This window comes from Trebonia kvetii (assembly GCF_007827045.1).
GTDB classification, from domain to species: Bacteria; Actinomycetota; Actinomycetes; order Streptosporangiales; family Streptosporangiaceae; genus Trebonia; species Trebonia kvetii.
Genome location: NZ_RPFW01000002.1, coordinates 161,677 through 172,896, shown reverse-complemented (window position 1 = coordinate 172,896; position 11,220 = coordinate 161,677). Strand labels below are relative to the sequence as shown.

12 protein-coding genes are annotated in these 11,220 nt (G+C 71.2%); 7 read left to right on the top strand and 5 right to left on the bottom strand.

The features are described 5' to 3' along the window. Positions 1-11: 11 nt before the first annotated feature. The 3 genes from EAS64_RS09510 to EAS64_RS09500 all read right to left on the bottom strand — a co-directional run bounded on the left by EAS64_RS09510 (position 12) and on the right by EAS64_RS09500 (position 3,032). Positions 12-815, bottom strand: coding sequence for a GAP family protein (locus EAS64_RS09510; RefSeq protein WP_145852575.1), 804 nt, complete (start codon positions 813-815; stop codon positions 12-14). Between the two features lie 64 nt (positions 816-879). Continuing rightward, positions 880-2,478 (bottom strand): hypothetical protein, encoded by a 1,599-nt coding sequence (locus EAS64_RS09505; protein WP_145852574.1) that lies wholly within the window; start codon positions 2,476-2,478, stop codon positions 880-882. 68 nt (positions 2,479-2,546) lie between these two features. Continuing rightward, the gene (locus tag EAS64_RS09500) at positions 2,547-3,032 is read right to left on the bottom strand and encodes a DUF1269 domain-containing protein (RefSeq protein WP_145852573.1); all 486 of its coding nucleotides are present in this window, start codon (positions 3,030-3,032) and stop codon (positions 2,547-2,549) included. A gap of 356 nt (positions 3,033-3,388) precedes the next feature. Between EAS64_RS09500 and EAS64_RS09495 the strand changes: the two genes are divergently transcribed. Then, positions 3,389-3,919, top strand: a complete 531-nt coding sequence (locus EAS64_RS09495) for a DUF7144 family membrane protein (RefSeq protein WP_145852572.1) — start codon at positions 3,389-3,391, stop codon at positions 3,917-3,919. Positions 3,920-4,010: 91 nt separating this feature from the next. Here the strand turns inward: EAS64_RS09495 and EAS64_RS09490 are convergent, their stop codons facing one another. Beyond that, complete coding sequence (locus EAS64_RS09490) at positions 4,011-4,292, bottom strand: hypothetical protein (protein WP_145852571.1); 282 nt, start codon at positions 4,290-4,292, stop codon at positions 4,011-4,013. Positions 4,293-4,546: 254 nt separating this feature from the next. Continuing rightward, positions 4,547-4,915, bottom strand: a complete 369-nt coding sequence (locus EAS64_RS09485; protein WP_145852570.1) for a DUF952 domain-containing protein — start codon at positions 4,913-4,915, stop codon at positions 4,547-4,549. A 205-nt stretch (positions 4,916-5,120) separates the two neighbouring features. Here EAS64_RS09485 and EAS64_RS09480 point away from each other — a divergent pair, with 205 nt between their 5' ends. The 6 genes from EAS64_RS09480 (at position 5,121) to EAS64_RS09455 (ending at position 11,219) form a co-directional block, all read left to right on the top strand. Further along, on the top strand, positions 5,121-6,464 hold the full coding sequence (locus EAS64_RS09480; protein WP_145852569.1) for a metallophosphoesterase: 1,344 nt from the start codon (positions 5,121-5,123) through the stop codon (positions 6,462-6,464). A 72-nt stretch (positions 6,465-6,536) separates the two neighbouring features. Continuing rightward, entirely contained in the window at positions 6,537-7,466 is a 930-nt protein-coding gene (locus tag EAS64_RS09475; protein ID WP_145852568.1) for an ABC transporter ATP-binding protein, read from the top strand. A gap of 89 nt (positions 7,467-7,555) precedes the next feature. Next, entirely contained in the window at positions 7,556-8,284 is a 729-nt protein-coding gene (locus EAS64_RS09470) for an ABC transporter permease (protein WP_145853471.1), read from the top strand. After that, on the top strand, positions 8,275-9,342 hold the full coding sequence (locus tag EAS64_RS09465) for an EamA family transporter (RefSeq protein WP_145852567.1): 1,068 nt from the start codon (positions 8,275-8,277) through the stop codon (positions 9,340-9,342). Before EAS64_RS09470 ends, EAS64_RS09465 begins: the two co-directional genes overlap by 10 nt. Before the next feature lie 11 nt (positions 9,343-9,353). Next, the gene (locus EAS64_RS09460) at positions 9,354-10,421 is read left to right on the top strand and encodes a COX15/CtaA family protein (RefSeq protein WP_187365809.1); all 1,068 of its coding nucleotides are present in this window, start codon (positions 9,354-9,356) and stop codon (positions 10,419-10,421) included. A gap of 9 nt (positions 10,422-10,430) precedes the next feature. After that, positions 10,431-11,219 (top strand): FadR/GntR family transcriptional regulator, encoded by a 789-nt coding sequence (locus EAS64_RS09455; RefSeq protein ID WP_145852565.1) that lies wholly within the window; start codon positions 10,431-10,433, stop codon positions 11,217-11,219. Position 11,220 lies beyond the last annotated feature (1 nt).

Genomic DNA, 11,220 nt, shown 5'->3' with positions numbered 1-11,220 from the left:
TTGCGGCGGTGTCAGACGTTGAGCGCGCCGTTGACCACCAGGGCCACGCCGGCGATCAGCAGGGCGCTGACTGCCAGCATGCGGCCGTTCGCGACCAGCCACGCGTTGGCATTGCGCAGCGTGCGCGTGGTGGCCTCGGGGGCGGCGAAGTAGGCGATGAGCGGCAGCCAGACGGTCAGCGCCGTCAGCACGACAACGATAAGCATCGCGAGCGCGACAAGCGAGATGTTGGCGTCGGAGGTGGCGATGACCTGAACGGCGGCGATGAACGTGGTCGACGGCGCGAACAGCACCACGCCGGCCAGGAAGGCGGTCACCGGCCGCGGGCTCGCGGTGAGCCTGGCGATGAGGCCGGGCTTGCGCGCCTTGTCTCTCACCGACGCGGGCGCCGCCCCGGTGCCCGCACCCACTGCGCCCTCACCCACTGGACCTGCGACCACGGCGGAGGTAGGCCGCGGCGTGCCGCTCACCCCGGCGCCGTTCATCGCGGCGGGCTCCGGCCACGGGATGCCCGCGATGGCGGCGGACGCCCGCCGCGCGCGCATGATCAGTACGGCCGCGAAGACGAGCGCGAGAATGCCCAGGCCGAGACGGAGGCCGTACCTGGGTTCGTGCTGCCGCGGCTGGTTGAGGCCGGCGGCCTGGAGCAGGAGCAAGACCGTGATCGCCATCACCACGGTCATCGCCACGGCGCCAGTAACGTAGAGCCCCGCGATCCGCCGTGGGTTGTCCGAGCCGAGGAACACGGCCATGACCAGGAGCGCGGTCGGCGAGATGGCGGCGAGTACGGCGAATCCCGCGGCCTGGGCGAGCACTGGTCCCCTCCTTCTGGCCTGCCTGACGGCCCGGCCCGCCTTGCTTTCTGTTGACGAGGGCCGGCTACGGGGCGCGCGGCGCGGCGCCCGTCCCCGCCGCCGTCGCGACCCGCGGCCTGCCGCCGATCAGTTCGATCACCCCGAGCAGCACGAGCAGCAGCACGATCAGCCAGATCACCACAGCGAGTGTGGGGTGGCTCCAGAAGACGAAGATCAGCGCCACCAGAGCGACGGCGCCGACGCGCAGCACCGTCTTGTGCGCCGCCGCCCACTCGCCGACCGGGCCGGCGTTCAGCCCGCGCTGCTCGCCCCGCTCGCGCAGCCAGCCGATGCCCGACTTCATCGCGCGCCTGGTGGCGACCGCGGTGGTCGAGGGGCCGGTCAGGAACGCGCCAATCGCGACGATGACCCCGACGAGCAGCAGCACCCGCAGCGCCTGCCTGACGAAGCGGATAAGCGTGTCGTAAAGCACCCCCGCCGCGTCGTGATTCACCGTCGACGGCACGCTGTTCAAGTAGACGCTGCGGGCGATCGTCAGGACGATGCCGAGCACTAGCATGGACGCGGCGAGGCCCAGTGCCGCGCCGATCAGCCCGTGCCGGTGGTTGCGCGCCACCCAGATGCCGGCGCCGAGCAGCGCGAGCGAGGCGAACGGCAGCACCCAGCGCAGCGTATTGAGCAGCCGGTAACCCTGCTGCGCCTTCGCCAGGTTCGGCGCCTCGAACAGCGGGAACGTGGCGCTGACGGCGGGAATCTTCTCCGCGATGGTCAGTCCGCGCGCGACCAGAGTGTCCTTCACCTGGGTGACGAGCGGCCCGATGTTGACCACCACCTGGTTGTTCACCACGCTGACTGAGCCGTTGCCCTGCCCGGACAGCACCTTCACCACGCCCGTGTGCGCGGTCCTGAGCGCGGTGACCCACAGCGTGGCCACCGCCGGGCTCGCCACCGCCCGGGACACCCCGGTGTGGATCGCGCTGTTGACACCGCTTTCTATCTGTCCGGAGAAGGTCTGCACCAGTTGCGACAACCGCGGCAGGTGCGCGCTCGCCAGCTGCGACGACGTGCTGTCGACCAGAGCGGGCACGTTGATCCTGGCCTCGATCTGCGCGCTGATCCTGGCGCTGAGCGCGCTCTGGATCGCGGGCTCGTGGATCAGCGGCTCCATGTTGGCCACGAACCGGTCGGTGTTGGACACCTGCTGCGCGGCCCACACGCCGACCACGGCCAGCGGGGCGAGGATGCAGCCAAGGACGATGAGCAGCGAGGCCACCGGCGCCCGCCAGCGGCCGTGCCGCTTCACGGCCGGCACGGCGGCGTGGCGGCCGCGTAGCGTCTCGAGCTCGGCGCGGAGCCGCTGGAGCTCTTCGCGCTCCTCCTTGGTGGCCTCGCCGCCCGACGCTTCCCCGGACAGCGTTTCAGCCTCGGCAAGCGCCTCGGCGGTGGCGGCCGTTTCGTCAGCGGCGGCCGGCGCCTCCTGCGTACTGTCCGGTGCCCTCGCGGCGGGCACCACGCCGGCCGGGCTTACCCCGGCCGGATCGGCGCCCGCCGCCTCAGGCTCGCGGGCGGCGGGTACGTCGGCGGGCGGCGCGGTGTCCGCCTGCCCCGGCTGCCCCGGCTGCCCCGGGGTAGCGGCGCCGGGCTCGCGGCTTTCCTCGTCCAATGCTCGGTCCTCCGCTCAGTCCTCGCGCCTCAGCCCTCGAGGCTCACTCTTCGCGGCCGTCGCGGCAGTCAGTCCGCAAAGGCCTCGCGCAGCTTCGCTTCCTGCTCGGTGGAGAGGTTCGTGCTGATCAGCTCGGCGTCATGCGCCGGGAACTCCTCCCTGAGCCGGTCCATGACCGCGTCAGAGCTGAGCAGGAACAGCGCCGAGGTGCCCGGCGTGACCTGGTCGCGCACGGACTTGATGAACGAGTCGCTGATGCCGACGTCCGCCAGCGAGCCGAACAGCGCGCCGGTGGCCGCGCCGATCGCCAGGCCGAGAATCGGGACGAAGAAGATCAGGCCGAACAGCAGGCCCCAGAACCCGCCGCCGAGCGCGCCACCCTTCTTGGTGTCGTGCAGCTGATGGGTCTTCGGCTTCTTCTTGCCTTCATCCCAGCTGACCACGGCGGCGTCCTGCACCGTGATGAGCTGCTGAGACTGCAGCGCCTCCAGCTTCTCCATCGCCGCTTCCGCACCGTACGGCGTGGAGAACTTCCACACGGTCAGGGATGCCATCTCGCCCTCCAGATCGTCCTGTCGCTGTTGCGGGGTCACCGGAATCCGGATTACTCCCTTGCGTGCAGCATCGGCCGTGACCGCTGGTGGCTCATCACCCACGGCGGGTGAACACACCCGGCCTTCGGGCGAGCAGCGGCCGCCCGAGGTCACGGCGGCGGCATCGGACGCCGGAACGGTGACCGTCCACCCGGCCCCTCCGGCCCCGGGTTTCACCCGTGGTGGATGACGTCAGGGCTGCCCCGCACGGGAGAGGATCGACCGAGATTCACCTTTTGGGACGGGAGACAGCGAAACACCTGTTTCCGCCCGAGGGACCGCGCGAGCGCCCCGGGCGTGAAAGGAGAAAGTCTCTTATGAGCGATATGCAGAACCAGCCGTCAAGCGGCGGCGCGCCGGGCGGCACCACACAGGGCACCGCCTCTGCCACCTCAGGCAGCGCGTCGGCGTCGTCGGGGACCTACGTCCCCCGGCCCGCACCCGGCTACGACGACGTGACGTACGAGGCCGAGGGCCCGAGCGGCCTCGCGCTCGGGCTGACGCTCATGGCCGCCGTGTTCTTGATGATCGCCGGCGTCTTCGACTTCTTCGCGGGCCTCGCCGCCCTGATCAGGGGATCGTTCTTCACGACCCAGCCGCACTATGCCTTCAGCACCTCGGTCCATACCTGGGGCTGGCTGCACCTGATCTTTGGCGCCGTGGTGTTCGTCATCGGCGCGGCGCTGCTCACCGACCATCTGTGGGCACGGATCGCCGGCGTCGTCATCGCCTCGCTCAGCGCGGTGATGAACTTCGTGCTGCTGCCGTACTACCCGGTCTGGGCGTTCGTCGTGATCGCCCTTGACATCCTCGTCATCTGGGCGCTGCTGACGCCGCGGAACCGTTAGTTCGCCTGACAAGACAGCCGTGTGCCGCGGTTAACCGCGGCACACGGCTGCCCGGCGCGGCCCGAGGACCGTCGCCGCGCGTGCGTGCTGATCAGGCGTGAACGCGCTGATTGATGTCCTGCGAGCTGTCCGTCCAGGCCTGCCGGCCGGCGGCGGCCGCCGCCTTCGCCTGTGCCCAGGTGCCGCGGGCAAGCTCTGAGGGCGGGCGCTCCATGGCGCTGACCCAGGACTGGACGGCGGACAGGAAGGCGGAACCGCTGATCGCGATCCCCGCGATGCAGGCGCCCACGCCAATTCCGAACAGCGTCCCGCCGATAATGAGATGCCGTGAGTCAACCATGAAGTCGTTACCCGTGCCCTGGTTTGTCTTCATACCCCACCTCCTGATGGCTGGGACCATGCTCTCCGGAGGCGGCGCGGCCTCGCCTCATCCGCACGGGGTGAGGTGAAGCCGCCAGGGACGCGGCCGCGTCACCCCGTTAGCCGGGCGTACACGGTCATTTAGTTGCGCCTTCAAGGGACTTTCACGAGGCGGGCAACTTGGCTAGCCATGCTGGATCCGTAGCAAGACGACGATGGGCCCGCATGTACGACGAATATCGAAACGCCGCCAGCCCGGCAGGGCGGTCACGCCTGCGCAGCAGCCTCGGGCGGAAAGGCGAACGTTCCGTCGGGACCCGCCGTCAGCGGGACCGCGGCGAGCACGGCGCCGGTGTTCAGCGGGCCGTATATGTGCGGGAACGGCAGGTCCGCGCCTGGCACGTCCTCGTAGCGGACCTCGGCTGCCACCAGGTCCGTGTCGATCACCAGCAGCAGCAGATCGCCGCGCACGTCCCGGTAGAACTTGTTCGCGGTGCGGGCGACCTGCGACTCCTGGGAGGCGTGGATGAAACCCTCTTCAGCCAGCGTTCTGTCGACAGACGATCGCGTGTAGACGCCGTCCGCGAGCGCCTGCTCCCAGTCGGCGCGGATGGCGATGTGGTAGATGCGGCTCACGCCGGACACGTTACTACCGCCGCTTTCCCGGTAGTTGTCATGGCGTGGATCGGCACGGTACAAGTCAACTCAGCGCCGGCCAAGCATTCGGCCAACCCATACGTCTCACTCAGGGAAGAGCGCTACTGTTTGTGGGCCTCGCCTCACCGGACTCGATGCCCCGGGTGCATTATGGAATCACTGCGGGGGAAGGAACTGGATTGTCATGGCTTCGCCGCGGGCTGACGTCTCCGATCGGCTAGAGATATCCGTCGCTCCGGGCGGCAAGGTGATCGCGATCAGCGATCTGCACCTGCCGCCAGAGCGGACGACGGTCTCGGGGCGCAGTTGCGAGGTACTCGCTCGCCGGATTGGCGCCGAACCAGGTCCGCTCACCGTGGTGCTGGCCGGCGACATCGTGGAGATGCTCGCCCACCCCGGACGCGCCGCCGCCGACGTCCTCGACGCGCACGACGACCTGTGCCGGGCGCTCGCGCACGTGACGGAAGGCGGCGGCCAGGTCGTCTACACCGTCGGCAACCACGACGGCGACCTCGCCTGGGACCTCAAGGCGGCGACGGCGGTCCGCGAGGCGACGGGCGCGAAGCTCTGCCTCGCCGCCGACCTGGTGATGCCGAGCGGCGAGAAGATCCGCGTCGAGCACGGCCACCAGATCGACCCGTACAACTGCTTTCATGACCCGCGCAACCCGCTCGACACGCCGCTCGGCCACCACATCGTCCGCGAGGTGATGCCGAAGGTCGAGTGGCTCGGCCGTGACTGGCTGACCGGCGCCCACGAGATGGCCGACCCCGCGGACTTCCCGTCGTTCCTCGCCTCCCGGCTCGTCTACCGCAAGCTCGTCCGCCACCTGTGGTGGGTCATCCTGGCGCCGATCGTGCTGTTCGCCCTGGTGCTGCCGCAGGTCGGCCGTATCGGCAACCGTTACCCCGACACCGGCCGGTGGCTGCACGACGGCGAGATCCTCGGGTACGGCGCGCTGGTGGACATCGCGATCATGGCGCTGATCATCGCGATCGTGTCCCGCCGGGCGTGGACCAACCTCAGCGCCCTGGCGCTCGCCGGCCGCGGCTACAGCCAGAACTCCGCCGCGCGGGAACGCGCCGACGAGCTCATCGGCCAGGGCTACACCGGGTACCTGTCCGGTCACACTCACCACCCGGAACTGCACGCGCACGGCGACGGCTTCTACGGCAACACCGGCTCGTGCACCTCGGTGGTCGAGGCGATCGACACGATCTACGGCATGCCGCCCGTCTACCTGCGGACCCAGCAGCTGTCCTGGCTGGAGATCGCCGCCGCGCCGGGCGTGGCCTGCCACGCCCAGCTCAAGTCCGCCCGGGTTGAACTGCCAGGCGCGACCCGGTTCGAGCGGTTCCTCGCCCGGGCCCGCAACCCGCACGCCGCCGCCCCGCTCGCGGTGGCGGCCTGGCCGGAGGGCCCCGAGTGGCCGCACGAGGGCAGGCACGTGCGCCGCAAGCGTCCGAGCTCGAAGCGGAAGGCCCGCAAGGCCGCGGAAGCCATGCGTGACTACCCGGGACCCCGCTAGCGCGGACCGAACTACTACAGATTGTCGGACCCGAGCGGTGCCGCAACGGGTCGCGCCCTTTAGACTTCGTGCGTGAGCAAACTCCCCGCCGTCGAGGTCTCCGGCTTGGTTAAGCGGTACGGGCCCGCGACCGCCGTCGACGGGCTGACCCTCACCGCCGCCGCAGGCGAGGTCACCGCCATCCTCGGGCCGAACGGCGCGGGCAAGACCACCACCGTCGAGATCTGCGAGGGCTACCGCGCCGCGGACGCGGGGACGGTGCGGGTGCTCGGCCTCGACCCGATCCAGGACGCGGTGAAGCTCAAGCCGCGCGTCGGCGTGATGCTCCAGGACGGCGGCATCCCGCCCGCCGTCCCCGCCGGGGAGTACCTGAGAACACTCAGTCGGTTCCATGTGAAACCACACGACACGGCGTGGCTGCTTGACATCGTGGGGCTGACGAGTCACACGAAGACCCCTTACAAGCGCCTGTCGGGCGGGCAGCAGCAGCGGCTTTCGCTGGCGGCCGCCGTCCTCGGCCGCCCCGAGCTGGTCTTTCTCGACGAGCCGACGGCCGGCATGGACCCGCAGGCCAGGCATGCGACCTGGGACCTGGTGACGGCACTCAGGGCCGACGGTGTCGCCGTGATCCTCACCACGCACTTCATGGAGGAAGCCGAACGGCTTGCCGATCACGTGGTCATCATCGATCACGGCCAGACGGTCGCCGACGGCACGCCCGCCGCGCTCACCGGCTCCGCCGGGCAACTGCGGTTCCGCGCCGAGCCGGGGCTTGACACCGACAGCCTGCTCGCCGCGCTGCCGACGGGCAGCGCCGCGAAGGAGTCGCCGGCCGGCCACTACCTGATCGAGGTGCCAGGCGGCGCGGTCCAGCCCGCGCTGCTCGCCGCGGTCACCGCCTGGTGCGCCGACCGCGCCGTGCTGCCGAGCAGCCTGCGCATCGAGTCGCGCACACTCGAGGACGTGTTCCTCGAGCTGACAGGAAGGGATCTGAGAGGTTGACCGCCTCGCCTGTGGCCCCTGATGCAGGCGCCGCCCCGCACCCCGCCGGCCGTTTCGCTCCCGCGCCAGGCGCGGCGCCGCTGCGGCGGATGATTGCCGCCCAGGCGGTCCAGGAGACCAGGCAGCTGCTGCGCAACGGCGAGCAGCTCACGCTCACGCTGATCATCCCGCTGCTGCTGCTCATCGCCTTCAGCCTGGAGCCGCTGATCGACTTCGGCGGCGGCTACACCAGGATCGACTTCCTCACCCCCGGCGTGATCGCGCTCGCCGTGATGTCCACGGCCTTCACCAGCCAGGCGATCGCCACCGGGTTCGAGCGCAGGTACGGGGTGCTCAAGCGGCTTGGCGCGACCCCGCTGTCACGGCAAGGCCTGATCGCCGCCAAGACCGTCACGGTGATCGCGGTCGAACTGCTCCAGGCGGCGATCATCCTGCTCATCGCCCTCGCGATCGGCTGGTCGCCGAACGCGAGCGCCGCCGCGATCGTCACGGTTCCGCTGCTCGTGCTGCTCGGCACCGCCGCGTTCAGCGGATTCGCGCTGCTGCTGGCGGGCACGCTGCGCGCCGAGGCGACGCTCGCCGCGGCCAACCTGATCTACGTCGTGCTGCTCGGCATCGGCGGAGTTGTTTTCCCGCTCACCAAGTTCCCGCGCGGCGCGCGCCCGCTGCTTGAGCTGCTGCCGACCGGCGCGCTGTCCACCGGCCTGCGCGACGTGCTGGCCAACGCGGTCGCCTTCCCGGTCAAGGACGTGCTCGTCCTCGCGGTCTGGGCGGTCCTCAGCATCGGGCTCGCTGCCCGCTTCTTCCGGTGGGAGTAAGGGCCACGGGCGTTACCGGCACCCGCGCCGGCAGTGCCCAGACCGCCCGTGCGCCGGTCGCGCTGCCCGCGACGCTTGTGCTCGTCGGCGCGGTGTCCGTGCAGTCGGGTGCGGGCCTCGCCGCCAGGCTGTTCAGCGAACTGCCGCCCGCGGCGGTCACCACGCTGCGGCTGTGGGCCGCCGCCCTGGTGATGCTGCTGATCGCGGGCCGGGCCGCGGCCCGCGCGGTGGCCGGCCTCGCCGCCAGGCGCGCCTGGGCCGACGGAGTCATCACGCTCGCGTTCGGCCTGACTCTCGGTTTCATGAACTTCGCGATCTACCAGGCGTTCGCGCGCATTCCGCTGGGCATCGCGGTCACCATCGAATTCCTCGGGCCGCTGTCGGTGACTGTCGCGGGGACGCTGACCGACGCCAGGCGGGCCAGTGCCAGCCGGGCCAGTGCCGGCGGCGGGGCAGTCAGCGGAGCGCGCGCGATGCTGCTCGCCGGCCTCGGCTACGCGACGCTGGCCGCGGCCGGGGTCGTGCTGCTCGCGGGCGGCGTCGGCACCACCGGCCTGAACTGGGCCGGCGTCGCCTGGGCGGCCGCGGCGGGCGCCGCCTGGGCCGGGTACATCGTCGGCAGCAAGGCCGCGGGGCAGCGACTGCCCGGCGCATCCGGCCTGGTGATCGCGATGTGCGTGGCCGCCGTCGCGGTCACCGCGCCCGGCCTGGCCGCCGGAGGGACGGCGATGTTCCGCCCGCGGTTCCTCGCCATCGGAGCGGGGATCGGGCTGCTGTCCTCGGTCGTCCCCTACTGGCTTGAGCTCGAGACGCTGCGCAGGATCCCGGCCCGGCTGTTCGGCGTCTGGATGTCGGTGCAGCCCGCGGTGGCCGCGCTGATCGGCCTGGCGATCCTCGGCCAGCGGCTGTCGCCCGCCGAATGGGCCGGCATCGCGTGCGTGGTCGCGGCCTCGGCCGGCGCCGCGGCAGCAGCTCGCCCCGCGGCGGCGGCGAACGCGGCGGAACCTGGTGCGGCAGACCTCGAATCGGCTGTTCATGAACCCACCCGGGCCGGATGAGGAGGATTACCATGGTGCCCGTGCTTTCCCGCCTCATCCGCCCGGTCTGGCAGCCGACGCCGGTGTCCCTGCGCGGCTTCGCCCTGGCCTCGGTGATCGCCAACGCGGTGATCATCTCCACCGGCGCGGCGGTACGCCTGTCCTCCTCCGGCCTCGGCTGCCCGGACTGGCCCAAGTGCACGGGCAGCAGCGCCGTGGCCGCGCAGTCGGCCGGGCAGACCACGCTGAACACCTGGATCGAGTTCGGCAACCGGCTACTCAACTTCCCGCTGGTGGTCATCGCGGGGCTGACGTTCATCGCCTGCCTGCGCTACTACCGGGCAACCGGCAGGACCCGCAAGGACCTCGTCTGGCTGTCGGCGATCCTGCCCGGCGGTGTCATCGCCCAGGCCGTCGTCGGCGGCATCGTCGTGCTGACCAAGCTGAACCCGGCCCTGGTCGCCGCGCACTTCCTGCTGTCGACGGCGATCATCCTCACCGCCGCCGTGGTGCTGCACGCGCGGGCCGCCGCGCTCGCCGGGCCCGCGGCTGGTTCCACCGCCGCTGACGGCCCGCAGCCCCGCAGGGACCTGCGCGTTCTTGCCGGACTGCTGACCGGGATCACCGCGCTGATGCTCGCCGCGGGCACCGTGGTCACCGGGACGGGGCCGCTGGCGGGAACCACGATCGACTCCCACGGGCACCGCACCACCGTGCCCCGGTTCCACTTCTCGCTCGAGTCCGTCACCCAGCTGCACGCCGACATCGGCTGGTTCATCGCCGCGCTGACGGTGGCGCTGGTGATCGGCCTGCGGTACGCCGGCGGGTCGCGGCGGACGATGCGCCTGGCCTACTTCGTGCTGGCCGGCCTTGGCGCGCAGGGCGTCATCGGCTACGTCCAGTACTTCAATCACCTGCCCGCCGGGCTTGTCTGGGTGCACGTGGCCGGGTCGGTGACGATCTGGATCTTCGTGCTCCAGCTGTTCCTGTCCACCGGGACCAACACGCCGCGGTCGAGCGCAGGGGCCGGCGGCGCTGGCCAAAACACCGCCGGCGAGCCGGCCGCCGCACCTTCCCCGATTAAAACCACAATCTTATAGTCTTGCCGCATGACGGATGGCCGGCACTCCGTGTCGCTGATCTCGCCCCTCGCCGCGGCGGGACGGGCGGATGAGGTGGTGCAGCGGGTGAGCCAGGCGATCCAGCTCGGCCTGTTCATCAACGGCGAGCAGCTACCGCCGGAAACCGAATTCGCCGCGCAGCTCGGCGTGTCCGCGATGACCCTGCGGGAGGCGCTCGCCACGCTGCGCCAGCAGGGTCTGGTCGAGACAAGGCGCGGCAGGACCGGCGGCACCTTCGTCAGGCGCCCGCTCACGCCGCCGGTCGACGTGCTGCGCGCCCGGCTGCGCGCCATGTCGACAAGCGCGCTGCGCGACCTCATCGACGAGCAGTTCGCGGTGGCAGGCGCCGCCGCCAAGCTGGCCGCCGCGCGCGCGTCAGGAACCAGCGTGCGGCGGCTGCGCACCCTGGTCGGCCAGCTATCGGAGGCCTCCGCGCTCGGGCCGCGCATCAGGGCCGACAGCCGGTTTCACATCGAGGTCGCGATCGCGTCGCAGTCCGAGCGGCTCACCCGGCTCGAGGTAGGGCTGCAGACCCAGCTCGCGGAGCTGCTGTGGCTGCCGCCGGAGACCGAGGTGCCGCCGGCGACCGGCGAGGCCGCCGAACTGCTCGACCCGGTGGTCACCGCGGCCGAGCACGCCGCCATCGCCGAGGCGATCGCGGCGGAGGACGGCGACACCGCGCGGGCCCTCGCCGAACGGCACGTGGAACGGAACCTGCGCCGGCTGACCGCGCTGCGGCTCGCCATGGCACAGTACATGCCGGAAACGCGGGCGTGAC

What these genes read in the sequence shown, in the direction of transcription:
- EAS64_RS09500 (WP_145852573.1), bottom strand. Translation starts at nt 3,032, where the DNA reads ATGGCATCCCTGACCGTGTGGAAGTTCTCCACGCCGTACGGTGCGGAA.
- EAS64_RS09495 (WP_145852572.1), top strand. Translation starts at nt 3,389, where the DNA reads ATGAGCGATATGCAGAACCAGCCGTCAAGCGGCGGCGCGCCGGGCGGC.
- EAS64_RS09490 (WP_145852571.1), bottom strand. Translation starts at nt 4,292, where the DNA reads ATGAAGACAAACCAGGGCACGGGTAACGACTTCATGGTTGACTCACGG.
- EAS64_RS09480 (WP_145852569.1), top strand. Translation starts at nt 5,121, where the DNA reads ATGGCTTCGCCGCGGGCTGACGTCTCCGATCGGCTAGAGATATCCGTC.
- EAS64_RS09470 (WP_145853471.1), top strand. Translation starts at nt 7,556, where the DNA reads ATGATTGCCGCCCAGGCGGTCCAGGAGACCAGGCAGCTGCTGCGCAAC.
- EAS64_RS09460 (WP_187365809.1), top strand. Translation starts at nt 9,354, where the DNA reads ATGGTGCCCGTGCTTTCCCGCCTCATCCGCCCGGTCTGGCAGCCGACG.
- EAS64_RS09455 (WP_145852565.1), top strand. Translation starts at nt 10,431, where the DNA reads ATGACGGATGGCCGGCACTCCGTGTCGCTGATCTCGCCCCTCGCCGCG.